Below are 23,987 nucleotides of genomic sequence, written 5' to 3' on the forward strand. Positions count from 1 at the left end.
TTATCTGCATGGAGGATCCCATACTCCAATGGTTCCCATGCCGGCTAAATACACATGCTGAAAACCCTCGCGGTGGCCAATTACCGCTCGATCAACAAATTGGTAGTGCCGCTGGACCGGCTGAACCTGGTAACTGGGCCCAATGGCAGCGGCAAGTCCAACCTGTATCGGGCCCTTCGCTTGCTGGCCGAAACCGCACAGGGCGGGGTGATCAATGCCGTGGCCCGTGAAGGTGGGCTGGACTCGACCTTCTGGGCCGGCCCGGAAACCATCACTCGGCGTATGCGCAGCGGCGAAGTGCCGGTGGAGGCCACCGCGGCCCAAGGGGTCAAACGCCTGCGCCTGGGGTTTGCCGGGGAGGATTTCAGCTACGCCATCTCCCTGGGCCTGCCCATCCCGGTCCCCGGCAGCGAATTCAAACTGGACCCGGAAATCAAAAAGGAATGTATCTGGGCCGGCCCCCTCTACCGCCCGGCCAGCCTGCTGGTTCAGCGATCCGGGCCAATGGTGCGGGCGCGTGACGGCCGCGCCTGGGATGTACTGGCCCAGCAGACACCCAACTATCACAGCCTGTTCGATCAGGTGGGCAACCTGCGTGGCTCGCCGGAAGTGTTGCTGCTACGCGAGAGTATCCGTGGCTGGCGTTTTTATGATCACTTTCGCAGTGATGTGGATGCGCCGGTGCGCCAACCGCAATTGGGCACCCGCACACCGGTGCTGCATCACGACGGCCGGGACCTGGCCGCAGCGTTGCAGACCATTCGCGAAGTGGGCGACGCCGAGGCATTGCAGCACGCCGTCAGCGATGCCTTTCCGGGCGCACGCCTGAATATCCAACCCTTGCAGGGCGGGCGGTTTGCAATCGAGTTTTATCAGGAAGGCCTGCTGCGTCCCTTGTCGGCGGCGGAGTTGTCGGACGGCACCTTGCGCTATCTGCTGCTGATCGCCGCGCTGCTGACGCCACGGCCACCGACCATGATGGTGCTGAACGAACCCGAGACCAGCCTGCATCCGGATCTGCTGCCGGCGTTGGCGCGCCTGATTGCCCAGGCGTCGATGCATTGCCAGGTGTGGGTGGTGTCCCATGCCAGCCGCTTGATTGCGGCGTTGCAGCAGAATGAGGGGTGTAATTCGATTGTGCTGGAGAAGGTGATGGGGGAGACGCGGATCGTCGGGCAGGGGATGTTGGATGGGCCGGCTTGGCATTGGCCGGAGTAGGCGGTGGCTGTGCTGGCCTCATCGGGGGCAAGCCCCCTCCCACATTTGAATGCATTCACAGTTCAAAAAGTGGGAGGGGTGGTGCGACGTTTCGACTTGCCCCCGATGAGGCCAGTACAGCCAACACAAAGTCCAGAGATCAGCCCTGCCACTTCCCGCCTTCAACAATCACACTTTCAGGCTTGGTGTCATCGCTCAGCTCTTTGCGCACGTATTGGTCATACAGCTTGAGCAGGAACTTCTCCTCACCCAACTTCGCCAACTCGGCATTCACCCAGTCGCGCAGTTCGATATTGCCCTTCTTCACCGCCGGGGCGATCGGCGCTTCATCGCCGAGTTTTTCTTCCAGCACGCGGTAGCCCGGGTTCTGCTTGGCCCAGCTGAACAGCACCAGGTTGTCTTGTGCATAGGCATCACCACGCCCCGCCGATAACGCTTGCAACGACTCGGAGTTTTTCTCGAACTTGAGCAGCTTCCAGTCCGGGTGGTTCTTGGTCAGCCAGATATCAGCCGTGGTACCGGTGGTGACGATGGTCGTACGGGTCGCCAGGTCAGCCAGGTTTTTGACCGTACTGTCATTGGGCACCAGGGCCTGTACCGCGACTTTCAGGTTGGGGTTGGTGAAGTCCACCGCTTCCTTGCGTTCAGGCGTCACGGTCATGTTGGCGAGGATCACGTCGACCTTGTCGCTTTGCAGGAACGGAATGCGGCTGGCCGGTTCCACGGCCACGAATTCAACCTTGTTTTCGTCGCCCAGCAGGTCCTTGGCGAATTGGCGGCCGATGTCGGTATCGAAGCCGACATAGCGCCCGGCTTCATCGACAAAGCCAAATGGTGGCTTGTCGGTAAACACGCCGACGATCAGCTTGTCCCGCGCCTTGATCTTGTCGATATAGCTCGCAGCAGCAACAGGTTTGGCAGGCTCTTCGGCCTTTTTATCGCAGCCGGCCAGTAAGGCGACGGCAAACAGCGGCAGCAGTAACTTTTTCATATCAGCTCCAGTTCCTTGATCTTCTTGGGCAGTGTTGAAACAAAGGAGAACTTCTCCAGGAACTGCTGCGCGCGTGCGGTCTGCGGGTTCGTAAAGAATGCCTCGGGGGTGTTGTGTTCGAGGATGCGGCCGGCCTCCATGAACACCACGCGGTCGGCGACGGCGCGGGCGAAGGCCATTTCATGGGTGACGATCAGCAGGGTCATGCCATCGCGGGCCAGGCCCTGGATCACCTCCAGCACCTCCTTGACCATCTCCGGGTCAAGGGCGGCGGTGACTTCGTCAAACAGCATGACCTGGGGGTTCATGCACAACGAGCGGACAATGGCGATGCGTTGCTGCTGGCCGCCGGAGAGCTGGCGCGGGAAGGCGTCGCGCTTGTCGGCCAGGCCTACGCGCTCGAGAAGTTTTTCAGCCTGCGCACGGGCCTCGCGGGGGTCGCGCTTTTGCACCTTCAGCGGGCCGAGCAGGATGTTGTCGAGCACGCTCATGTGCGGGAACAGGTGGTAGCTCTGGAATACCATGCCGATGTCCTGGCGGACCTGGCGCCAGTCGGTGCTTTTGTGCAAAAGCTCGTTGCCGGCGAAACGCAGGCTGCCGCTGTGTGCGACTTCCAGCCCGTTGAGGCAACGCAGCAAGGTGCTTTTGCCACAGCCGCTGGGGCCGAGGATCACCACCACTTCGCCGCTTTGCACACTCAGGTCGATGCCCTTGAGCACCTGTTGGTCACCGAAGAATTTATTGAAACCCTGGAACTCGATCAATGCGCTCATGCTTGGGCCCAACGCCGTTCCAGCACCTTGGAGGCGGCCGACAACGGGTAGCAGATAAAGAAGAAAAACAGGAACAGCACGCCGTAGATCAGTACCGATTCGTAGGTGCGCTCGATGATTTGCTGGCCGACCTTGATCACATCCACCACGCCGATCAGCACCGCCAGGGAGCTGGTCTTGATGATGCGCGTGTAGACGTTGATAGTCGGCGGGGTCATACGCTTGAGTGCCTGGGGCAGCAGCACATAGCCGTACAACTGCGGGTCGGACAGGCCAATCGACAAGCCCGCCTCGCGCTGGCCGCGGGGCAGCGAATACAACGCGCCGCGTACCACTTCACCCACCTCGCTGGCGCCCCACAACGACAGCACCAGCACCGCACACCAGAAGCTGGGGATGCTCAGGCCAAAGAAAATCGGCAGGCCGAAAAACAGCAGGTACAACCACACCAATACCGGAATCGCACGGAACAGCTCCAGGTAAACCCGCAGCACCAGGTTGACCAAGCGGTTACCCAAGGTGCGCAGCACGCCGTACAACACGCCGCCCAGCGTACTGAACGCGATGCTCAGCAACGAAATCGACAGGGTTTGTGCCGCGCCCTTGCCCAGTTGCGGCAACGACACCCACAACAACTCAAGACCCGAACTGGCCATGCTGGAGCCTCCTTTCCAGGCGGCTGAGCAGCAGCGACAGCGGCAAAAACAGCAGCACGCAGATCAACGTCAGCACGGCGAGCATTTCGTAGGTCTTGTAGTAAAGGGCGATATAGCTCTTGGTGGTGTAGAGAATTTCCGGCACCGCCACGGCGGAAACTACAGTGGTCTCCTTGAGCAGGAAGATGAAGTTGGCGAACAACGCCGGCAGGCTGAGAATGCCGGCCTGGGGCAGGATCACGTGGCGCAGCAGCTGCCAATCGGACAGGCCAATGGACTTGCCCGACTCGATCTGCGCCAGCGGCACCGCTTCCACCCCGGCGCGCAACACTTCGGTGAGGTAGGCACCGCCAAGAAAGGTCATGGTGATGATCGCCGCCCAGAACCCGGAGATATTCACGCCCAGGGCCGGCAGCGCGAAGTACACGAAAAACAGCTGGATCAGCAGCGGCGTATTACGCGCCAGCTCCACATACAACGCCACCAGGCGCGACAGGTATGGCGTGCGAAACACCAGCAGCGCCGCGTTGATCAGCGCTACCAGCAACGAGGTGCCAATGGCGATCAGGCCCACTTGCAGCGTCACGCCCACGGCTTGCAGGAAGGCAGGCAGGGTGCTGAGGATAAAAGCGAAATCGAAGGTCATTGTGAGTCCATGACGCCGCGGGGTAATGCGGCGAGCGCAGTCCGTTCCGACAGGGATAACGTCGGGTAGCGCGAACTTTAAAGCTATAAAAAGTAAAATTTAAATACCTAAATAGCATATTGATATCACCCAAAAAGATAACCCCGGAGTTCGGGTGCGAACTATGGTTGCAGGGGTCTGTGTTTCGAGGGAATGAACGATGAACGAAGCAAAACCGATTGATCCGCAGGAGCTGGTGAAATGTTTGGTGGCGTTGCGCCGGGCGATTGAGAGCCGCACGCTCTGACACACTGAAGATCAAATGTGGGAGGGGGCTTGCTCCCGATAGCGGTATGTCAGTCACAGATGCACTGACCGAACCACTGCTATCGGAAGCAAGCCCCACCTTTAACCGCATTCCAAGTTTCAGGCATAAAAAAACGCCGACGCTGTAGTAGCCGTCGGCGTTCAAACCTTGAAGGGGGTTTTGAGTTACATCAGAACGCCGGCACTACCGCGCCGTTGTACTTCTTCTCGATGAAGGCTTTGACTTCCGGGCTGGTCAGGGCCTTGGACAGTTTCTGAATCGCGTCGCTGTCCTTGTTGTCCGGGCGAGCGACCAGGAAGTTTACGTAGGGCGACTTGGCGTCTTCGATGATCAACGCGTCCTTGGCCGGGTTCAGGCCCGCTTCCAGGGCGTAGTTGGTGTTGATCACATCCAGGTCAACCTGGTCGAGCACCCGAGGCAGCAAGGCCGATTCCAGCTCCTTGAATTTCAGGTGCTTGGGGTTTTCCTTGATGTCTTTTGGCGTGGACAAGGCGTTGGTCGGGTCTTTGAGCGTAATCAGGCCGTTCTTTTGCAGCAGCAGCAGGGCACGACCACTGTTGGAGCCTTCGTTCGGGATGGCAACGGTAGCGCCGTCTTTGAGATCTTCAATTTTCTTGATCTTCTTCGAGTAACCACCGATGGGTTCAACGTGCACACCGACTACGGTGACCAGGTTGGTGCCTTTGCCCTTGTTGAAGTTTTCCAGGTACGGCAGGGTCTGGAAGTAGTTGGCATCCAGGCGTTTTTCGGCAACCTGCGTATTGGGTTGTACGTAGTCGGTAAAGACTTTGATTTCCAGGTCCACGCCTTCTTTGGCCAGGGTCGGCTTGATCAGCTCGAGGATCTCCGCATGGGGGATCGGCGTGGCGGCCACCACCAATTTCTCGTTGGCCTGGGCGAAGCCGGCAGTCAGGGCAGCCGCCAGTGCGGTAAACAACAGAACCTTTTTCATGCAGTGTCCTTTTATAACGACCGTTTTTATGTGAGGTGCCAGCGAAGTGCTATCGCGGCGTGGGAGGGACAATACCTAGATTTTTTATTCCCGAACAATATCTTTTATTCACGTTGATATTCCATTTTGTTCATGCAGGAATTTACGCAGTGATGCCTGCTCGGCTGGGCTGGCACTGGCATAGATCCGCCGCACCTGCTCCAGCGGTGAACCCGTCACCGGCAAGTTCAAATGCTCGGGCAGGATTTCTTCACCGCTGCTCACCAGCAAGGCAAAGTGAATGACGTTTTCCAGTTCACGGGTATTGCCCGGCCACGCGTGGTGTTCCAGCACACGTTGGGCGGCGTCGCTGATCAGTGGCACCGGCAGATCCAGGCGCTGGCTATAGATACCGAGGAAATATTCGGCCAGGGACAATATATCCCCCACCCGCTCACGCAACGCTGGCAGCTCCAACTGGCCTTCGCTCAAGTAATGAAACAGGCGCTCATGAAATTTACCCACCGCCACCGCCTGGGCCAGGTCAATGCTGGTGGCAGCCACCAGGCGTACATCCACCGGGCTTGGCTGATGGGCGCCGACGCGGGTGACTTCGTGGTTTTCCAAGGCCGCGAGCAACTTGACCTGAATCGGCAGCGGCAAGTCACCAATCTCATCCAGGTATAAGGTGCCGCCATTGGCCGAGCCGAACCAGCCGGCGCGGCTGCTGGCGGCACCACTGTAGCTACCGGCGGTGTAGCCGAACAATTCGGCGTCGGCGTAAGTCGGGCTGATCGCGCCGCAATTGACCGAGACAAACAAGCCGGTGCGATCACTGCCACGGTGGATGTGTCGCGCCAGCAGCTCCTTACCGCTACCGGTTTCACCGCGAATCAACACTGGCAAGGCACGCGGGGCGAGGTTTTCCAGCTCTTCACGCAGTTGGCGTGAGCGGGGGTCGACAAATACCAGCGCCTTGGCGCGGATGCTCAGCGGGCTTTTTTCGGCGTCGGGAAAGGTCAGCAGCGGCTGGCCGAAGATTTCTTGACTCATGGCAGGCTCCCGCCCCCAATCCACTCAGGGACGGGGCGTTGAAAAAATATCAGGCACTGCGCCGAGCATGATGCTCGAGGCGGTTTTGCAGGCGATAGAGATAAGCGAAACCCTGCTCCCAACGACGGTGGCCGGACTTCACATTGATATGCCCGGCACCGGACAGAATGCCGGCTTCGGCGCCCCACTGACGCGCCAGCTCCAGGGCCCGCGGGGCGCTGACGGCGCTGTCGTTGTCGGAGCTGACCACCTGACTGGCGAACGGCAGCAGGTCGGTAGGAATTGGCGCAAAGTTACGCAGGGCGGGCGCGCAGGCCGGGCGTTCGACATCCGCCGGCGCCACCAGCAACGCGCCGCGTACCTGACGCAAGCAATGCACCGGTGCAGTAGCGGCCCAGTGCGCGACGGTGATGCAACCCAGGCTATGGGCGATCAGGATCACCGGCGTGCTGTCAGCGGCAATCGCCTCGGCCAGTGCGGCTACCCAGTCCTCGCGGCGCGGGGTCAGCCAGTCAGCCTGCTCCACGCGGGCGCTATTGGGCAGGCTGTGCTGCCAATGGGTTTGCCAATGATCTTCTGGCGATCCTTGCCAGCCCGGCACGATCAGGTAACGAATCGACTCGCTGTGCATGGGTGTGCCCTCCTGCAGCGTTTAACGTTGCTAAGCAGTATAGGGTCGACCCAGCCACATAATAAGGAATAAAAAAGAATTTATTAATAACCAAAATGACTTTGCAGCCATCCTTCGTTTTGCGCCAGGCGTGCATCAAGAATTGCCCAACGCGGCCCCGACTGAAGATGACGGGGGCGCATAAGCGGATGATTAATGACTGCCACTTTTTGCCTGCAGAGGCTCCTCGGCATCAGCGCGAATGAGCCATGGAGTGCTCTCCCCCGATCTCGACGTCAAGCTTGTGACGCATCGCCATGTAATGCCCCTGCGATTCACTCAAGCGTGCTGCATAGTTTCTCGGCAGCACCACGTTCGTATTTACCGCTTCTACCAAGTCATTCACAGTAGGGAAAAAGCCGTACCCTGCTTCACCCAGCACATCAGCAAAGAGTTTAGGCCCGGTAATCTCGAAAATTTTCTTTTCGTAGTTTTTATAAGCTTGCCGCTCGGCAGTGGTTGAATGAGCGTCAAGCATTGGACGATGCGTATCCAACCAAGGTTTATTTTCCTTGAAGCGCTTATAAGACTGCTCCAGGATTTCCTCAAGCAATGGGTTATCCGCATGGCTGGAAAAGTTACTGGTATTGAAGCCTTGAAAATCCGCGGGCTCATAATTAACAGGCGCATTCATCAAAATATCAGTGGGTGAGGCATTGAGTTCGACATTACCCACATTGACAGTGAGCGAATCATCCGTATCCAGGTAGATGCCACCGTGCTTTTTTATCAAGACGACGCGCATCACATCCGATGACGCTGCGAGGTTCTGCCCTTGGCCTGAGCGAAAATACTGATACATTTCTGCATACTGGCTCGCATTAAACGCCTGAAAAGCTTCATCTTGTTTCAAGTCGTGGACTTCCAGCCCGCCCACCTTATGATCCAGAGCAGACGTGATGCTCTCAAGCACCCGTGCATTATTAGCATCTACATGAACGATGGATTTATACCCAGGACTCTTTCTCGAGTTTTCGAGAATATTTTGGATTAAATGCTCCGGCATTTCATTTCCAGCCCAAAAGTAGTGAATCACTTTCGGTAGCGGCGCAACGTTCGATGGTAACGGCGGCAAGCTTGGGAACCTGACTGTTTTGTTTTCGGTGGCGACGGGCGCGTTTTGTCTGCCTGCAAGCGCTTCGCTCCTAGTACCAGAGGCCCATCGGCCTTCACCCTCGCGCCAATAGAAAATGTCATTGACCGTGCCGTCATGATTGACTCCGCGCCACAGGCCTGCGGCTACGTCATACCTGACCTCATTTGAGTAGCCATTTACGAAAACACGATAATGTTCCGAGGAGCCCATCTTAAAAACGTCGTCCATGGGCATGGTGAACTCATCAAGCAGCGAGGGCGGCGACAGCGGGCTCATCGGATACCCGATCTGGCCATTGATACGCTGAGGAGGATTCAGGAACGCAGGCCGCTGGTCAGCTAACCGAGTGGGCGCCTGGCGTCCGGCATCAATGCCCGCCGCCACAAATTGGCTGGCTTCGTTGCGCCCGGCCTTTGCCGTTGCCAGCGCCTTGGCAAGCGGTGCCCCTGCATGGCCGGCCAGTGGCGGCACTGCGTTCAAGACACCAAAGACAATACGGTCAGTGCCCGAAGCCTTGCCCTTGGCAACGTCATCGATGCCAATACCCACTTGGGTCGCACCGGCAGCCAGGTAGAATGCATCCAATGCAATCGCGACTTCCGGCATCACCAGCGCCAGGGGCGTCATGAACATTGCCGCTTTTACGGCTTCTTCCACGCCCTGGGCTATTTTGTTCTTCGTGTAGTCACTGTCGCTGACGATTGCGTTATCGGCATCCGAGTAAGAACGCGCTTTCTGCCGGACCATGACTTGTTGGAAAGGATCGCCACTCAACGGGTCGAGCGCAATAAAGCGTTCCGGCACCCAACCATTAAGCTCAGACAGGAAGGCATTTCCCGACGCCTGGGCATCGGACCAGTTGCCCAAGCCCTCCAGGGTTTGCCGTACACCATCCGAAAACGCTTTGCGGGCCTGATCCTTCAGGGAAAAGTGCGTCAACAGCGACTCGCGTTTTACCGGGTCAGACGCCTGCATGGCGAGCCAGGTTCGCATTTGCCCGGGATTATCGAAACGGTGTATCGGCGACGAATTACCCGGGATGTACAGCAACGTCAGCTGCGTGTGCCGATCTGTCACAAACATCAGGTCCGTGGACTGCAAACCGTTGATGCTCAGCAAACCCATGTCCAGATTCGGATCCTTGACCGCAGGATGGGCAAAATCCCCGAGCGTCAGCTCAGACCACGCCTTCCGCGCGACAGGCCCCAAGGCTCGCTGGGCCAGATCTGCCTCGACAGGATCGAGCGTACCCTCCAGACGCTGTAGATTGATCGCCTTGACGAAGGCGATTTTGCTCAAGGATGCATAAGAACCCGTGTGCTTTTCCCAGAACCCATCAAGCGTGCCTTTGTAGAGCTGGGTCCTTTCGGTATCCCATACCAGCGCCTTGAAGCCACTGACAGGGATCGAAACCTTGGTAGCCGCAGTATAAAGCGCAGTTTCGGGAGGCTGCGGTTCGCGATAGATGGCTTGTCGGCTGCTCGCAGACCGTATGAGTTCGTCTACTTTGTTGTAGCCATATACCAAGGGCGAAAAGTACTGGGCAAACTTTCGAAACCAGCCTTTGTCATCTTCAATCGGTGTATCTTGCCTATTCTTTAATGCTGCCTGTGTCAGGGTTATTTTTTCTACAACATCTTTTTCATCTTCACTGTCGCTCTTGAAGGTCACAAGGTAGGTTTTGTCCGGATCGACCTCTACCCCCCAACTCTGTTTGATTTTAGCCGCGAGAATAGTTGAAATTTCTTTCTCGGGTGAAACAAAGTCGTCTGCATGTTGTTTTATGTACGTCTCTATTTCAACATTCTGCCTCGGCGTTGAACGGCCAGCGTCCGCCCCACGGGAGAGACCGACCGATTGCGCTATTTGCGCAGAGATTTCACGTTTTACAGAACCAGAACGGCGGGTCCAGGCGTTGGCCAAAGGATGTGCCGCACCTGACGCCATGGGTGAAGTGACAGTTTGTATTGGTTGCGATTGTGATACTTGCGCGCTCGAATCAAAACGCGTGTTCACGTGATGAGCAGGAAAACCAATAGTCATACTTTTCTCCATAAATATAATAACTCCCTGTACAGCAGAGCATAATTACATCACGGAAAATTGCACTCTCTGAAAAACTAAAAAACATGTACAGTTTTTACCGAAACAACATCAAGAAACAACACATCAGCTCACATAATCCAGTTAAAAAAAAGGCCGCACCCTGCCAAGGAAACGGCCCAAAAAACTTATTGCGGCTTGTTAAACTAACGAGCGGTAATCACCGACAACTTGGTAATCCCTGCGCGCTCAATCGAAGCCATGGCTCGCGCCACTTCGCCATAGTTCACCCCATCGTCAGCCTGCAGTTGCACCCGCACATCGGGGTCCTTGGCCTTGGCCGCCTGCAGGTTGAATTCCAGCAGGTCCGGCTGGATTTCGTCCTTGTTGATAAACAGTTTGCCACCGCCGTCGATGCTCACCACCAACGGGTCTTTCTGCTCGACCGGCGCCACGGCCTGGGTCTTGGGCAGGTTGATCGGGATCGAATTGGTCAACAGTGGCGCGGTGACGATAAACACCACCAGCAACACCAGCATCACGTCCACCAGCGGCGTGACGTTGATCTCGCTCAGCACCTCATCACTGTCCTGCGTGGAGAAGGCCATCTCAGGACGCCTCCTTGACTTTCTGCGGGCTGACGGCGCTGGCTTTGGTCAATGCCGGATGCAGCAGCACGCGGAACGAGTGCTTCTGCGCCAGGCTGTAGAAGTCGTGGGCAAAGTCATCCAGGTCTGCGGCCGTCAGCTTCAGGCGGCGCAGGAAATAGTTGTAGACCAGCACCGCAGGCACGGCCACAGCGATCCCCACGCCGGTCGCCACCAGCGCCGCGCCAATCGGCCCCGCCACGGTTTCCAGGCTGGCGGACCCGGCAGCGCTGATGCCCTTCAGGGCTTCCATGATCCCCCATACGGTGCCGAACAGGCCGATAAACGGCGAGGTACTGCCGATACTGGCGACTACCGCCAGGCCGGTTTCCAGGGAGCGACGCTCACGCACAATCTGCTGGCGCAGCGCGCGTTCAAGGCGGTCCTGATGGTTGATCGCCTGGCTCAAATCCGCAGCGTGGGTGGAATCACCCACCTGAATCGCCGCATAACCGGCCTGGGCTACGCGAGCGGCCGCACCAGGTTGGGTCTCGGCCAGTTCAGCGGCCGAGTCGAGGCTCGACGCCGCCCAGAACTGTTTGTGGAACTTGCGATCTTGGGCCTTCAGACGACCGAACTGCACACCCTTCAATAAGGCCAAACCCCAGGTGGCAACTGAAAAGGCCACCAGCAGCCAGATCACCGCGCTTTCGATGGATTCAAGTGGAGATGCTAATGCCATGATGTTTTCCCTCTGTGCAGGTCGCGGCGTAAGCACACCGCGGCCGAATAATTAATGAATCTTGAAATCGATCGGTACGCTGACCCAGCCGTCCTGGGCCACATCGCCCTGCTTGGCCGGCACGAAACTCCAGCGCTTCACGGCCGCCAATGCGGCATCATCCAGTTGCTGGCGACCACTGCTTTTCTGCACCTGGATCTCACCCGGCTTGCCACTGGCCAACACATGCACCCGCAACAACACCGTGCCTTCCCAGCCGCGACGCTGAGCCAGTGACGGGTACTCCGGCGCCGGGTTCTTCAGGTACGCGGCGTTGGCCGACGCGGGCGTTACCGGGGCTGGTGCCGCTGGTACGGGCGCAGCAGGTGGCGCTGGCGTTGGCGGTGCAGGTGGCTGTTCGACGGCCTTGGGTACCGGCTTGGGCTCTGGTTTAGGCACCGGCTTGGGTTTGGCTTTTGGAACCGGTTTGGGCGGCGCCGGCTTGGCCGCCAATTCATCCACAACCGGCGGCGGTGGCTCGACCACGGGCGGTGGCGGGGGTGGCGGTACGGGCGGTGGCGGCTCAACCACCGGCGGCGCCGGCTGGGAAAACTCGATGGTCATCGGCGGTATTTCCGGCGGCACAATCGGCAGCACCGGGGTGGGTTTCTGGCTCACCCAATAAATCACTGCGCCGTGCAACGCCAATACCAGTAACCCGAGCAGGAGCCCTTCACGACGGCTCGAGAAACGCTTCGGCGTCTTTTGTAAGCGCAATTGCCCCAATGGCGCGCGATGCGGTCGGCCAAGGTCGACCAACTCACCACTCGGTGCCTGGCGCCATGGCGCCTCATGTGCACTGGCGGCGGTCTGGACATTGCCCATTGATTCACTCCCTACGGCTTTAAAAAACCGACGGGCCTGCAGGAGCGGCCGTCGAGGGCTGAATCATCGGGGCCTGACACTTATCTCTTAAAGTAATCTTTAAAGTTATAGATAGATCAAAAACACATAAAGAAAATCGCTGACAACCTCAAAGCCACGTCGTGCGTGGCCTAGCGCCAAGCCGCTGTTTTTCAATGCTTTCCAGGCATACAAAATATTCAACAAAGGTATGGCTCAGTGCGGGTTCCCTCCACACATTGCCAGCAATTCGTCCAACAGCGTCTGCCCCGCCGCGCCTAAGCCATTGCGGCCATACAACGCCAATCGCACACCGTGAACCGCGGGCAAGCCACTCTCGGCGCCGAGGATGCGATGGCCCGGTTGCAGCACCCGCTCCGGCAACAGGCTGATGCCCAGGCCTGCCGCCACCGCCGAACACACGCTGGCCAGACTGGCGCTGGAGTAGCCGATACGCCAGCGCCAACCGCAGCGTTCGAGATGATGGAGCATGTCATTGCGGTACAGGCCGCCCACTGGAAAGGCCACCAGCGGCAGTGGGTCGCGGCCCAGCGCCGGGGTGCTCAGGCTGTCGACCCAATACAAGGGTTCCGGCCACGACGCCACACAGTCGTCGCTGTCGCCCATCTGCTTGACTAACAACACATCGAACTCCCCACCCCGGTACTGGCGCTGCAATTCCGGGCCGAGGCCACTGGTGACCTCCAATCGCACCCGTGGATAGGCCACGACAAACGCCGAGAGCAGCGGCATCAGGCGCTCGGCGGCGAAATCCTCCGGCACACCGAGGCGCAGCACACCGTCGCTCTGCTGGTTGATCAACACGTCGGCAGCTTCTTCGTGCAGTGCCAGGATACGGCGCGCATACGCTAGCAAGCGTTCGCCCTCGGCGGTGGCCACCACGTGGCGCTGGTCGCGGTCCAGCAACTGGCACGCCACCGCGTCTTCCAGGCGGCGGATCTGCTGGCTGACGGTGGACTGGGTCAAATGCAGGCGCTCGGCGGCGCGGGTGAAATTGCCGCAGTCCACCACGGCGACAAAGCTGCGCAACAACACGGGATCGAACAAAGGCGTCACCATTACGTTTGCCACTGATTGGCATGTTTATATTTAATTTCAGCATACCCCGGTGGCTGACCATACTTCACCTTTCATCGCACCTGGGGGCTTGCATGACCAACGATCAATCACACCTGCAACGCGCGATCGCCCTGGCCCGCGCCAACGTTGCCCAAGGCGGCCGGCCCTTCGGCGCGGTGCTCACGCGCCACGGTAAGGTGCTGGTAGAAGCCGTGAATGAGATCCACCTGACCCAGGACCCCACCGCCCACGCCGAGCTGCTGGCGATCCGCACCGCCAGCCAGCAACTCGGCGCACGCCTGGACCGCTGCGTGATCTACGCCAGCGGCCAGCCTTGCCCGATGTGCCTGAGCGCCATGTACCTGTGTGGCGTGGAGCGCGTGGTGTTTGCCGCCAGCAACGCCATGGCCGAACCGTTCGGCCTGTCCACTGCGGCGATCAGCCAACAGGTCGGCCTGCCCATTGAGTCGCAGCGCCTGCCCATCCAGCACCTGCCCGACGCCAGCATGACCGCGCTGTATCACCAGTGGAAAACCCTGCATGACCCTGAATAAATCCCTCGCTGGCTGGGGCCTGCTGGTGGTGCTCGGCTTGAACCTGCGCCCCATCCTCAGTTCCATCAGCCCTTTGCTTGGCGAGATTCGCCAGGCCACCGGCCTGAGTTTCCAGAGCAGCGCCTTGCTCACCAGCCTGCCGGTGATATGCATGGGCCTGGTGGCATTGGTGGGCGTGCGCGTGGAAGCCCGCTTGGGCGAACGTCGCGGCATCGCCCTGGGCTTGATGATGATTCTGCTGGCGTGCCTGGCGCGCTGGCTGATGGGCCTGGCGTCGGCGCTGCTGGTCACCGCCTTGCTCGGCGGCGCGGGGGTGGCACTGATCCAGGCGTTGGTGCCGGCGATGATCAAGCGCGAATTCCATCACCGCGTGCCGGTGGCGATGGGCGTGTATTCGGCCTCACTGATGGCCGGCGGTGGGCTGGCGGCGCTGCTCAGCCCGGTGGTGGCCACGCATTTCCAGCAATGGCAGGCAGGCTTGGGGGTGTGGTTATTGCCGGCGCTGGGGGCGTTGCTGTTGTGGGCCTGGTTGCCGCTGGGCGCCGCCAGAAATCTGCAGCAGGCCCCCGCGTTCGAGGGCTTGCGCAACCGTCGCGCCTGGCTGCTGGCGCTGTATTTCGGCCTGGTGAACTGCGGCTACATGAGCATGGTGGCGTGGCTGCCCGCCTACTATCAGCAACTGGGCTGGGGTGTGCTGCCAAGCGGTTCGTTGCTGGCCTTCATGACCATCTTCCAGGTGATCGCCGCACTGCTGATGCCGGTGCTGGCGCAACGCGGCATCGACCGACGCCCACTGCTGGGCATCAGCCTGCTGGCGCAAACTGTCGGCTACCTCGGCCTGCTGATGGCGCCGCAGCAATTCCCGCATTTGTGGGTGGCGCTGATCGGCTTTGGCCTGGGTGCGTGTTTCGCCCTGAGCCTGCTGCTGACCCTGGACCACCATCGCGACCCTCGCCAAGCCGGGCAACTGGCGGCGTTCGTGCAAGGCGTGGGCTTTTTGATCAATGCGATTTCGCCATGGCTGACCGGTTGGCTGCGCGAACTCACCGGCACGTTTATCAGCGCCTGGGTGGTGTTGACCGTGACGGTGGTGGCGATGCTGCTGGTGACACGGGTGTTCAGCCCGGCCACCTATCGCACCGACCTAGAAGTCGTAGCGCCCAGTCACGCCTAGGGTGCGCGGCGTGCCCAGCAAACCTTCATAGCCGCCGTTACCGCCGGTCCACAGTGTGGTGTAGTAGGTCTTGTCGAAGGCGTTTTTCAGCCACAGCGACACATCCCACTGCCCTTGGTCATAGTTGCCGCGCAGGCCGGTAGATAAGTTGACCACTGCATAGGCCGGGATCTGCCCGTAATCGGAATCTTCCACCGTACCCACGGCTTTGGAGCGGAACGCATAGCTGGCGGTGACGTAGGGTTCGAAGCCGTTGGCCAGGTTCCACTTGTACTCGCCGTTGGCATTGGCGATCCACTTTGACGCACCCACCACCTGATGGCCGCTCAAGTCGCAGGACGCCGGCGCACCCGGGCGCAGGCTGACTTCCGGCGGGCATGGCGCATCCTTGTATGACAGGTAACTCACGTCATTGAACGAGCCGTTGATATTCAGGGTCAGGCCCTTGATCGGCACCAGGGTGCTTTCCACTTCCACGCCCCGCGAGCGTACAGAGCCGGCGTTGGTCAGGTACTGCACGCGGTTGTCCTGATCGTAGGCGTTGGTTTGGTAGCCGTTGACCTGGGTCCAGAACAGGTTGGCATTGAGCTGCAGGCGGCGGTCCCACAAGGTGCTCTTGAAACCCAGCTCGGCATTGTTGGCGCGCTCGGTGCCGATCAGCAGCGAGTCGGCCCCGGCCGTCGGCGCAGATCCCACCGCCAAGTTGACCCCGCCGGACTTCTCGCCGTGGGACAGCGTTGCGTAGCCCAGCAAGCTTTCATTGAAGTGATAACTGAGGTTCAGCAGCCCCGACGGGGTGGTGCTGTACTGAGTCAGGTCGCCGGAGTCATATGCCCCGGTACGCCCACGCCGCGCCGTTGCAGCACCGCCGGTCACGGCGGCGCCGCCCACCGGGGCATTGCGCGTGACCCAGGCGCTTTTTTCCTCATAAGTGCCGCGCAGGCCAGCGGTGAAATCCAGCTGCTCGGTCAGGTGCCAGGTGCCTTGGGCGAACAGCGCAAAACTGTCGGTGCGGATATGCCCGTTGCCGACGCTGCTCACATTGCTCAACGCGCCAGTTGGCGTGCCATTCCAGATGTCGGCCTTGGGCCCGTAATAGGCGAAGGACTTGTTATCCAGGTCGGAACCGAAGTAGTAGGCGCCGAGCACGTAATCAAAGAAGCCCCCCGTAGGCGATGCCAGGCGAAATTCCTGGGACCATTGTTTATCTTCCACCGACACCCCGGCGTTATACGACGCCGGTACGTTGAGGCCGTCATCATTGCGCGGGGTGAAATTCCACCAACGGTAGGCACTCACCGAGGTCAGGGTGAAGTCACTCGGCAGCGTCCAGTTGGCTTCCAGCGAGGTGCCGCCCTGGAACACGGTGACGTGCTGGTCGTTGTCCAGGTTGACCTTGCGATGGGTACCATCCACCAGGGTCGCCCCCGCCGCGTTGGCGCGCGATTGATACAGGTTGGTGCCGTTGATGGTCGGCCCGGTGCTGTACAGCACGCGGGTGCCGGCGCTCGAGTCCTCTTCGTTGTAGTCACCGATCCAGCGCAGGTTGAACGCCTCGTTGGGCTTGTACAGCAATTGCCCGCGAAAGCCCTGGCGCGAGCCGCCATTCAGGTCATGGCCGTCGTGTTCATTCTTGATATCGCCGTCGCTGCGCGTGCGATAGGCCGAGAAACGCCCCGCCAGGTCATCGCTGAGTGGGCCTGAAATCGTGCCCTTGGTCTGGAAATAACCGTCCTCGCCCAAGGAAGTTTCAATGCTGCGTTCGGGGGTAAAGCTCGGTGCGCGGGTGCTGATATTGATCACCCCGGCGGTGGTGTTCTTGCCGAACAAGGTGCCCTGGGGGCCGCGCAGGACTTCAAGTTGCTCGATGTCCATCAGGTCGAACACCGCCATGCCCGGGCGTCCGAGGTAGACGTTGTCGATATACAGCCCCACGCTGCCTTCCAGGCCATCGCTGGCCGGGTTGTTGCCCAGGCCGCGGATCGACACGCTGGACTGACGCGCATGCATATAAGCGACGTTGACGCTGGGCACCAGTTGCTGCAAATCCTGGATCCGGTACACCCGCTGGGTCTCCAGCGCCTGGCCGCCGACCACACTCATGGGCGTCGGCACGGCCTGGGCACTTTCGGTGCGCCGCCTGGCGGTCACGGTGACGGTTTCCAACTGGCCACTGGCGCTGTCGCCCTTGCTGGCAGGCGCAGGGGTTTCTGCGGCCTGGGTCGGCGACCAACTGCTGCTACCGGCCACTAACACAGCCAAGGGCAATGACTTGAACAGACTCATAAGCGGCTCCAGAACCCGGAGATATCCATCGGCAGATATTCCTAAAGGTTATTTATTTATGTTTTAACGAACATTTACTGCATAAGAGATAGCCTTTATAAGGAGTCGACCTAATGCATAGCCAATGCATTTCCCGGATATTTTCAATGTGAAAAATGCATATCGATCTGCGCCAGCTTCGCCACTTCATCGCCCTTGCCGAACAACGCAGTTTTGTCGCGGCGGCGGTGGCCGTGAACCTGTCGCAGTCAGCGTTCAGTCGCAGCATCCAGGCCCTGGAACACAGTGCTGGCTGCCAACTGGTGGACCGCGGCCGCAAGGACCTGGCGCCCACCAAGCAAGGCCAGGTATTGCTCGAACATGCGCGGCGGCTGGTCAGCGGCGCCCAGCAACTGGCCAACGAGATCAACCAGTTCAACGGCCTGGAAGCCGGTGAGCTGCGCTTCGGCTGCGGCCCGGCGCCGGCAGGTGGCTTGATCCCCCGCGCCATCGGCAGTTTTATCGGGCGCTACCCCAAGGCCCGCGTACAGTTCCAGGTGGACGACTGGCAAAGCCTGGACAAGCGCCTGCTCGGCGAAGAGTTCGAATTTTTCGTTGCCGACACCCGCCACTTCGAAGCCAACCCCGACTACCACACCCACCGCCTGCGCCCACGCCGCTGGTATTTCTGCTGCCGTGCCGGCCACCCCTTGGCCGGGCGCGACAGCGTGAGCGCCGCCGAGCTGATGAGCTACCCCCTGGCCGTGACCATCCGCCCGCCTAACCTGCGCAAAGTCATCGTCGACCTCAGCGGCCGGCCCGATTACCAACCCAGTGTGGAATGTGAAAACGGCTATAGCCTGATGGGCGTGGTGCTGCGTTCGGACGCCATCGGCATCGTCAGCGCCAACAGTGATGTGCTGCATATGGCACGGGGTGAGCTGGTGTGCCTGAGAATTGAGGGGCTGGATGAAAACCTGGAGGAGCGTTACACCCGCTACGGGATTGTCAGCCGTGCGGGGTATCGGTTGTCGCCGTTGGCGGAGGCGATGATTGAGCAGATCAAGCAGATTGATGAGCTGGATGAAGACATTTGCACACTTGAAAATATTGCTGTCTGAACCGGCGCCTTCGCGGGCAAGCCCCATGCATTCACTGCATGGAACCCAGTCCCCAAATGCACTTGCCAGAGCGCCCCTCGAACGGCGAAAAAACCCACCTGTCCTCCGTTCGGTGAACCTCCATGTCTGAACCAAAACCTGTTCGCAACGTGCTCTACATCATGTGCGACCAACTGCGTCGCGACTATCTGTCGTGCTACGGCCATGCCCATCTGCACACGCCGAATATCGACCGCCTGGCCGCTGCCGGTGTGCGTTTCAGTCGGGCCTATACACAAGGCACCATCTGCGGGCCGTCGCGCATGTCGGCCTATACCGGGCGTTACGTCAGCAGCCATCAGGTGGCGTGGAACGCCGTACCGCTGCCGCTGGAAGAACTGACGATCGGTGATTACCTGCGCCCTCACGGCATCCGCACCGCACTGGTGGGCAAGACCCACGCCACGCCGAACCTGGAGGCGTTGCACCGCCTGCATATAGACCCCGACAGCGCCCAGGCCGAGCCGCTCAATGAGGTGGGCTTTGACGCATATTTGCGCCACGACGGCATCTACCCCGACAGCCCGCTGTTCGACGACAAACGCGAGTCCGCGCCCTACACCCGCTACCTGCGCGAGCAAGGCTACGGTGGTCGCAACCCCTGGCATGAATGGGCCAATGCCGCCCAAGGCGAAGACGGTGAGATCCTCAGCGGCTGGCACATGCGCAACGCCGGCAAACCTGCACGGGTGGCCGAGGAACATTCGGAAACCGTCTACACCACCGACCGCGCCATCGACTTCATCAGCGAACAAGCAGAACAGCCATGGTGCCTGCACCTCTCGTATATCAAGCCGCACTGGCCCTACATCGCGCCGGCGCCGTATCACGCGCTGTACGGTGCCGAGCATATCCAGGCGCCCATTCAACCTGGGCAAACCAGCGATCACCCGGTGTACCAGGCATTCCGTCAACACCAGGAGAGCGTGAATTTCTCCCGCGACGCAGTGCGCCTCACAGTGATTCCCACCTACATGGGCCTGATCAAACAGATCGACGATCAACTCGGGCGGCTGTTTGATTTCATGCAAAGCACTGGCCGCTGGGACGACACACTGATCGTGTTTACCAGCGACCATGGTGACTTCCTCGGCGATCATTACCTCGGCGAAAAAGAGTTTTTGCTGGAGCCCGCCGTAGGCGTGCCATTGATCGTGCGCGACCCACGAGCCAGTGCCGATATCAGCCGTGGCACCGTGGACGCACGCCTGGTAGAAACCATCGACGCCCTGCCCACTTTCCTCGACGCCCTGGGCCTGCCCGCCGCCGACCATCGCCTCGAAGGCCGCTCGCTGGTTCCACTGCTGCACGGCGAGCAACCCACCTGGCGCCACTACGCCATTGCCGAATACGACTACGCCTTCCAGGCCCCGGCCCGGGAACGCCTGGCGCAGCCCATCGACCGTTGCCGCATGACCATGGTGCGCAGCGAACGCTGGAAATACCTGGCCTATGATGGCTTCCGCCCGCAGTTGTTCGACCTGGAAAATGACCCGCAGGAAGTCCACGACCTGGGCAGCGATCCTGCGTACGCCGAGGTGCGGGAGACTCACTTGGGTTATCTGTTCGAATGGCTGCGTGGGTTGAAGCGGCGTACCACCATCAGCCACACCGAGATTGAAGTGCGTGGGCAATGGTTTCGGTATGGTGAGCCGGAGGCGGAAAAAGTAGTGCAGATCGGGGTCTGGTAGAACGGTACAGGACTAAATGTGGGAGGGGGCTTGCTCCCGATAGCAGTGGGCCAGTCAAAGATGCTTTGACTGACACTCCGCTATCGGGAGCAAGCCCCCTCCCACATTTTGATCTCCAACCGGCTTAGAGACCTTTGGTGGTCTGGCTGCGCTGCCCCTGCACACCCACCGGCACATCACCCTTGAGCGTGACCCGACGCACGATGCGCTCCTGGGTGCCATAGTCGTCCACCGCGTAATGCTGGGTGGCGCGGTTGTCCCAGATCGCCACGTCCCCGGTATTCCAGCGCCAGCGTACGGTGTTTTCCAGGCGGGTGACGTGGCCTTGCAGCAGGTTGAACAGCTGCGTCGACTCCGCCTGGGAATAGCCTTTCAGGCGCTTGACGAAGTGCCCCAGCAGCAAGGTTTTCTCACCGCTGACCGGGTGCACGCGTACCACCGGGTGTTCGGTTTCGTACACTGTCGAAGTAAAGACCTTGCGGTATTCCTCCAGCTTCTCTACCGCTACATCCGGCTTGCGTGCGGCGTAGTCGTACTCGTTGCTGTGCACCGCCCATAGGTGGTCAGCCAACGCACGCAGCTCGACGCTGAGGTCGTTGTAAGCGGCGGCGGTATTGGCCCAGACGGTGTCGCCGCCGGACGCTGGCGCCAGCACCGAACGCAGGATCGAAGCTTTTGGGTAGGCATCGACGAAAGTCACGTCGGTATGCCAGGAGTTGGCGCGCTGTCCACGGGTGCCATCCAATTCCATCAGAAAGCGCGTGCCGTCGCGCACCGGCACCGTAGGGTGTGCAATCGGCTCACCGAGCAGGTGGGCGAAGGCTTCCTGGCTCTGGTCGTCGAGGTGGGTTTGCTCACGGAAGAAGATCACTTTGTACTGCACCAGTGCCTGCTGGATGGCCTCGACAGTGGCGGCATCCAGGTCACCAGACAGTTTGATGCCACGGATCTCGGCGCCGATACGACCGGCCACCGGGTGGATGTCGAGCGCGTGGGCGATGGGTTGAACTGCTAATGCGGCGTTGCTCATTGTGATGACCCTCATGTGCCTGCTGATGGTAGAGATGCTTTCCAGCAACGCTCTATTCATATGCAATTTAGATCTAGCAGATGAATCAATGCTTCGTTGACGGAATAAGAGCTTGCATTTAAAACCTCAGCTTGCTCGGTCGCAAATGCCTTCGACCTATTTTTAAAATGCCGGGAAAGCATATGGATCTTCGCCAACTGCGCTACTTCATCGCCCTCAACGAACACCGCAGTTTCGTGCGTGCAGCGGACGCCATGGGCATCACCCAACCGGCGTTCAGCCGCAGCATCCAGGGTCTGGAACAGGAGTTCGGCTGCGTGCTGGTAGACCGCGGCCACAAGGACCTGCGCCCTACGCCGGAAGGCCAGGTGGTGTTGCAGCACGCCCTGAGCCTGGTGCACGGCGCGGCGCTGCTGAGCAGTGAAGTGACGCGCATGACCAAGCTCGACGCCGGCGACCTGCGCTTCGGTTGCGGCCCGGCGCCCGCGGTGAAGTTGGTGCCGGATGCGGTGGCGCGATTTATCAACGCCCACCCGAAAATCCGCACGAGTTTCCAGGTGGACAACTGGGAAACCCTCAGCCGCAGCCTGAGCCGTGAAGAGATCGAATTCTTTATCGCCGACATCCGTCAGTTCGAGGCCGATCCGAATTTCCAGACCCGCGCACTGACGCCCAAACGCGGCGTCTTTTTCTGCCGCCCTGGGCACCCGCTGCTGGCCAAGGACAGCCTGTCGACCAACGACATGTTCGACTATCCGCTGGCCTCGCCGTTGATCTCCCAAGGCATTCGCAAACTGCTGGCGAACCTCAGCGGGCGCATGGATTTCTCCCCGAGCATCCAGACCGAACACTTCCCGGCGCTGGTGAAGATCGTGCTGCAGTCCAACGCCATCGGCGTCGGCACCGAGGAAGCCTTTGCCGAGGATGTGGCCAGCGGCTCGCTGGTGCTGCTGCACTGGCGCAACCTGCCGCAGAACATGGAGACCATGAGTGCGCGTTGCGGGATTGTCAGTCGCACTGGGTCGCGGTTGTCGCCGGCGGCGAAGGCGATGATTGAGACGTTGGTGGAGGTGGACAGGCAGGAGGTGAGTGTGGCGGTTTGAAGGGCCCTATCGGGGGCAAGCCCCCTCCCACATTTGATCGCGTTCACAGTTCAGTGTGGGAGGGGGCTTGCCCCCGATAGCAATCGCCCAGGCACCGATAAGCTCAAAGCCCAGCCGCCGCCAACCCAGGCGCCACCCAATCACTCACCTGAAACGGTCGACGAATCAGCTTCTCCTTCGAGGCCAAATCCACTGCATCCTGCAATTTGCCCAGGAACACCGGGTCCAGGGTCGAGGGGAAAATCTCGCTGAGTTTCTGGTCTTTCAAATCATTGGTCAGGATCACCGGCGGGTAACTGGCCAGCCCCGACACCAGCGCGATATAGGCCTGTTTGTTTTTGTCATCGGTCAGCCACTGCACTGCTTGCTGCTGGGCCTTGAGCAGCTTGGCCACAGCATCCGGGTGTTCGTCGACAAACTTGGCGCTGCCCACCAGCACGGCCTGGATGCTGCCGGCATCGCCCAGGTCCTTGGTGGTCAGCGGTATTTCTGCCAGGCCCTTGGCCTGCAGTGCCGTCAGGGTCGAACCACCCCAGGTGGCGTCAATCTGCTTGGCAGCCAACGCGGCGCTGGCAGCATTGAAGTCCAGGTTGATGACCTTCAAATCCTTTTCACTCAAGCCCTGGCTGGCCAATGCACTGTCGAACGACAACTGGCTGGCCGTGCCACGGAACACTGCGACACGTTTGCCCTTGAGGTCTTGCAGCGTCTTGATGCCAGAGCCCGGCACCACGCCGAGGTAGTGCTTCACACCACGCGCGGTGGCGCTGAGCAGGCGAGTATCCAGGCCATTGGAGCGGCCGATGATCGCCGCCAGGTCACCCAGATAGGCAAGGTCCACCTGGCCATTGGCGAAGGCTTCATTGATCACAGGGCCCGCGCCCTTGAAGTAATTCCACTGGATTTTGATGCCTTGGTCGGCAAAGGCTTTTTCATAGATTTGCTGTTCACGCAAAACGTCGGTGATGCCACCGCCGCTGTGCTGGCTGCCAGCGCTGAGGTCGGGCACAGCAATGCGGATTTCCTTGAGGTCAGCGGCCTGCACCAGCCCGGCGAGGGCGGTGCCGGCCAACAGGCTGATCAGATGTTTGAAGGGCAATTTCATAAGCACAGCTCCTGGTGGGCGACGGTCGCCTGGGGAGCAGAAAGTAGGCACAAGCCGTACAAAACTTTAAATACTATAAATTCACAATTTAATAGCTTTTAGGACTATGCAAGCGAATACGCAGGCTCCAAGGCGTTATGCATGAACAGCATCGAAAATATTCTTCGAATGCATTGGATGCCTGGAGGGCTGAGGCTTTAAATGATTTCTCTTATCTCGCAATCATCTTG

The 23,987-nt window shown here is 59.8% G+C and carries 21 protein-coding genes; 6 read left to right on the plus strand and 15 right to left on the minus strand.

The features are described 5' to 3' along the window. The first annotated feature begins 54 nt into the window (after window positions 1-54). Window positions 55-1,218: an AAA family ATPase gene (locus ASD70_RS19780; protein WP_056847229.1), complete on the plus strand. Its 1,164-nt coding sequence runs from the start codon at window positions 55-57 to the stop codon at window positions 1,216-1,218. A 139-nt stretch (window positions 1,219-1,357) separates the two neighbouring features. Here the strand turns inward: ASD70_RS19780 and ASD70_RS19785 are convergent, their stop codons facing one another. The 12 genes from ASD70_RS19785 to ASD70_RS19840 form a co-directional block, all read right to left on the minus strand. After that, on the minus strand, window positions 1,358-2,209 hold the full coding sequence (locus tag ASD70_RS19785) for a transporter substrate-binding domain-containing protein (protein WP_056847230.1): 852 nt from the start codon (window positions 2,207-2,209) through the stop codon (window positions 1,358-1,360). Next, window positions 2,206-2,982 carry an amino acid ABC transporter ATP-binding protein gene (locus ASD70_RS19790; RefSeq protein WP_046070394.1) on the minus strand — a complete coding sequence of 259 codons (777 nt, stop codon included), beginning with the start codon at window positions 2,980-2,982 and terminating at the stop codon, window positions 2,206-2,208. Before ASD70_RS19790 ends, ASD70_RS19785 begins: the two co-directional genes overlap by 4 nt. Continuing rightward, window positions 2,979-3,638 carry an amino acid ABC transporter permease gene (locus ASD70_RS19795; protein WP_056847231.1) on the minus strand — a complete coding sequence of 220 codons (660 nt, stop codon included), beginning with the start codon at window positions 3,636-3,638 and terminating at the stop codon, window positions 2,979-2,981. The genes ASD70_RS19790 and ASD70_RS19795 overlap by 4 nt, the downstream gene beginning before the upstream one ends. Beyond that, window positions 3,619-4,284, minus strand: a complete 666-nt coding sequence (locus tag ASD70_RS19800; protein ID WP_046070392.1) for an amino acid ABC transporter permease — start codon at window positions 4,282-4,284, stop codon at window positions 3,619-3,621. The genes ASD70_RS19795 and ASD70_RS19800 overlap by 20 nt, the downstream gene beginning before the upstream one ends. Window positions 4,285-4,760: 476 nt before the next feature. Next, a complete protein-coding gene (locus ASD70_RS19805; RefSeq protein ID WP_043050835.1) occupies window positions 4,761-5,543 on the minus strand; it encodes a MetQ/NlpA family ABC transporter substrate-binding protein in 783 nt (260 codons plus the stop codon). Window positions 5,544-5,651: 108 nt separating this feature from the next. Continuing rightward, window positions 5,652-6,575, minus strand: coding sequence for a sigma 54-interacting transcriptional regulator (locus tag ASD70_RS19810; RefSeq protein WP_046070391.1), 924 nt, complete (start codon window positions 6,573-6,575; stop codon window positions 5,652-5,654). A 49-nt stretch (window positions 6,576-6,624) separates the two neighbouring features. Then, window positions 6,625-7,206 carry an alpha/beta hydrolase gene (locus ASD70_RS19815; protein WP_056847232.1) on the minus strand — a complete coding sequence of 194 codons (582 nt, stop codon included), beginning with the start codon at window positions 7,204-7,206 and terminating at the stop codon, window positions 6,625-6,627. A gap of 232 nt (window positions 7,207-7,438) precedes the next feature. Beyond that, window positions 7,439-10,384, minus strand: a complete 2,946-nt coding sequence (locus tag ASD70_RS19820; protein WP_082561450.1) for a glycosyltransferase family 32 protein — start codon at window positions 10,382-10,384, stop codon at window positions 7,439-7,441. Window positions 10,385-10,590: 206 nt separating this feature from the next. Continuing rightward, window positions 10,591-10,992, minus strand: coding sequence for an ExbD/TolR family protein (locus ASD70_RS19825; RefSeq protein WP_046070389.1), 402 nt, complete (start codon window positions 10,990-10,992; stop codon window positions 10,591-10,593). A 1-nt stretch (window position 10,993) separates the two neighbouring features. Further along, window positions 10,994-11,716 (minus strand): MotA/TolQ/ExbB proton channel family protein, encoded by a 723-nt coding sequence (locus ASD70_RS19830; RefSeq protein WP_108240736.1) that lies wholly within the window; start codon window positions 11,714-11,716, stop codon window positions 10,994-10,996. 48 nt (window positions 11,717-11,764) lie between these two features. After that, window positions 11,765-12,577, minus strand: coding sequence for an energy transducer TonB (locus ASD70_RS19835; RefSeq protein ID WP_056847233.1), 813 nt, complete (start codon window positions 12,575-12,577; stop codon window positions 11,765-11,767). 234 nt (window positions 12,578-12,811) lie between these two features. After that, entirely contained in the window at window positions 12,812-13,663 is an 852-nt protein-coding gene (locus ASD70_RS19840) for a LysR family transcriptional regulator (protein WP_056847293.1), read from the minus strand. 104 nt (window positions 13,664-13,767) lie between these two features. On the opposite strand from ASD70_RS19840, the gene ASD70_RS19845 reads away from it, so the two are divergent. Both ASD70_RS19845 and ASD70_RS19850 read left to right on the plus strand, forming a co-directional pair. After that, window positions 13,768-14,229 (plus strand): nucleoside deaminase, encoded by a 462-nt coding sequence (locus ASD70_RS19845; protein WP_046070386.1) that lies wholly within the window; start codon window positions 13,768-13,770, stop codon window positions 14,227-14,229. Next, window positions 14,216-15,403: a CynX/NimT family MFS transporter gene (locus ASD70_RS19850; protein WP_056847234.1), complete on the plus strand. Its 1,188-nt coding sequence runs from the start codon at window positions 14,216-14,218 to the stop codon at window positions 15,401-15,403. The genes ASD70_RS19845 and ASD70_RS19850 overlap by 14 nt, the downstream gene beginning before the upstream one ends. Here ASD70_RS19850 and ASD70_RS19855 read toward each other — a convergent pair. Continuing rightward, entirely contained in the window at window positions 15,374-17,689 is a 2,316-nt protein-coding gene (locus ASD70_RS19855; protein WP_056847235.1) for a TonB-dependent receptor, read from the minus strand. The genes ASD70_RS19850 and ASD70_RS19855 overlap by 30 nt on opposite strands. Window positions 17,690-17,844: 155 nt before the next feature. Here ASD70_RS19855 and ASD70_RS19860 point away from each other — a divergent pair, with 155 nt between their 5' ends. Together ASD70_RS19860 and ASD70_RS19865 are read left to right on the plus strand one after the other, a co-directional pair. Continuing rightward, window positions 17,845-18,789 (plus strand): LysR family transcriptional regulator, encoded by a 945-nt coding sequence (locus ASD70_RS19860; RefSeq protein ID WP_056847236.1) that lies wholly within the window; start codon window positions 17,845-17,847, stop codon window positions 18,787-18,789. A gap of 122 nt (window positions 18,790-18,911) precedes the next feature. After that, window positions 18,912-20,519: an alkaline phosphatase family protein gene (locus tag ASD70_RS19865; protein WP_056847237.1), complete on the plus strand. Its 1,608-nt coding sequence runs from the start codon at window positions 18,912-18,914 to the stop codon at window positions 20,517-20,519. 124 nt (window positions 20,520-20,643) lie between these two features. Here the strand turns inward: ASD70_RS19865 and ASD70_RS19870 are convergent, their stop codons facing one another. Continuing rightward, window positions 20,644-21,549 carry a TauD/TfdA dioxygenase family protein gene (locus ASD70_RS19870; protein WP_032878449.1) on the minus strand — a complete coding sequence of 302 codons (906 nt, stop codon included), beginning with the start codon at window positions 21,547-21,549 and terminating at the stop codon, window positions 20,644-20,646. Window positions 21,550-21,731: 182 nt separating this feature from the next. Between ASD70_RS19870 and ASD70_RS19875 the strand changes: the two genes are divergently transcribed. After that, the gene (locus tag ASD70_RS19875; protein WP_056847238.1) at window positions 21,732-22,652 is read left to right on the plus strand and encodes a LysR family transcriptional regulator; all 921 of its coding nucleotides are present in this window, start codon (window positions 21,732-21,734) and stop codon (window positions 22,650-22,652) included. Window positions 22,653-22,755: 103 nt separating this feature from the next. Here ASD70_RS19875 and ASD70_RS19880 read toward each other — a convergent pair whose 3' ends face one another. Then, on the minus strand, window positions 22,756-23,757 hold the full coding sequence (locus ASD70_RS19880; protein ID WP_056847239.1) for an ABC transporter substrate-binding protein: 1,002 nt from the start codon (window positions 23,755-23,757) through the stop codon (window positions 22,756-22,758). Window positions 23,758-23,987 lie beyond the last annotated feature (230 nt).

Origin of the sequence: Pseudomonas sp. Root569, assembly GCF_001427465.1 — a bacterium.
Taxonomy (GTDB): domain Bacteria; phylum Pseudomonadota; class Gammaproteobacteria; order Pseudomonadales; family Pseudomonadaceae; genus Aquipseudomonas; species Aquipseudomonas synxantha.

Excerpts from the sequence above, each read along its gene's own strand:
- ASD70_RS19780 (WP_056847229.1), top strand. The coding sequence starts at position 55 with ATGCTGAAAACCCTCGCGGTGGCCAATTACCGCTCGATCAACAAATTG.
- ASD70_RS19785 (WP_056847230.1), bottom strand. The coding sequence starts at position 2,209 with ATGAAAAAGTTACTGCTGCCGCTGTTTGCCGTCGCCTTACTGGCCGGC.
- ASD70_RS19790 (WP_046070394.1), bottom strand. The coding sequence starts at position 2,982 with ATGAGCGCATTGATCGAGTTCCAGGGTTTCAATAAATTCTTCGGTGAC.
- ASD70_RS19795 (WP_056847231.1), bottom strand. The coding sequence starts at position 3,638 with ATGGCCAGTTCGGGTCTTGAGTTGTTGTGGGTGTCGTTGCCGCAACTG.
- ASD70_RS19800 (WP_046070392.1), bottom strand. The coding sequence starts at position 4,284 with ATGACCTTCGATTTCGCTTTTATCCTCAGCACCCTGCCTGCCTTCCTG.
- ASD70_RS19805 (WP_043050835.1), bottom strand. The coding sequence starts at position 5,543 with ATGAAAAAGGTTCTGTTGTTTACCGCACTGGCGGCTGCCCTGACTGCC.
- ASD70_RS19810 (WP_046070391.1), bottom strand. The coding sequence starts at position 6,575 with ATGAGTCAAGAAATCTTCGGCCAGCCGCTGCTGACCTTTCCCGACGCC.
- ASD70_RS19815 (WP_056847232.1), bottom strand. The coding sequence starts at position 7,206 with ATGCACAGCGAGTCGATTCGTTACCTGATCGTGCCGGGCTGGCAAGGA.
- ASD70_RS19820 (WP_082561450.1), bottom strand. The coding sequence starts at position 10,384 with ATGACTATTGGTTTTCCTGCTCATCACGTGAACACGCGTTTTGATTCG.
- ASD70_RS19825 (WP_046070389.1), bottom strand. The coding sequence starts at position 10,992 with ATGGCCTTCTCCACGCAGGACAGTGATGAGGTGCTGAGCGAGATCAAC.
- ASD70_RS19835 (WP_056847233.1), bottom strand. The coding sequence starts at position 12,577 with ATGGGCAATGTCCAGACCGCCGCCAGTGCACATGAGGCGCCATGGCGC.
- ASD70_RS19845 (WP_046070386.1), top strand. The coding sequence starts at position 13,768 with ATGACCAACGATCAATCACACCTGCAACGCGCGATCGCCCTGGCCCGC.
- ASD70_RS19850 (WP_056847234.1), top strand. The coding sequence starts at position 14,216 with ATGACCCTGAATAAATCCCTCGCTGGCTGGGGCCTGCTGGTGGTGCTC.
- ASD70_RS19855 (WP_056847235.1), bottom strand. The coding sequence starts at position 17,689 with ATGAGTCTGTTCAAGTCATTGCCCTTGGCTGTGTTAGTGGCCGGTAGC.
- ASD70_RS19860 (WP_056847236.1), top strand. The coding sequence starts at position 17,845 with ATGCATATCGATCTGCGCCAGCTTCGCCACTTCATCGCCCTTGCCGAA.
- ASD70_RS19865 (WP_056847237.1), top strand. The coding sequence starts at position 18,912 with ATGTCTGAACCAAAACCTGTTCGCAACGTGCTCTACATCATGTGCGAC.
- ASD70_RS19870 (WP_032878449.1), bottom strand. The coding sequence starts at position 21,549 with ATGAGCAACGCCGCATTAGCAGTTCAACCCATCGCCCACGCGCTCGAC.
- ASD70_RS19875 (WP_056847238.1), top strand. The coding sequence starts at position 21,732 with ATGGATCTTCGCCAACTGCGCTACTTCATCGCCCTCAACGAACACCGC.
- ASD70_RS19880 (WP_056847239.1), bottom strand. The coding sequence starts at position 23,757 with ATGAAATTGCCCTTCAAACATCTGATCAGCCTGTTGGCCGGCACCGCC.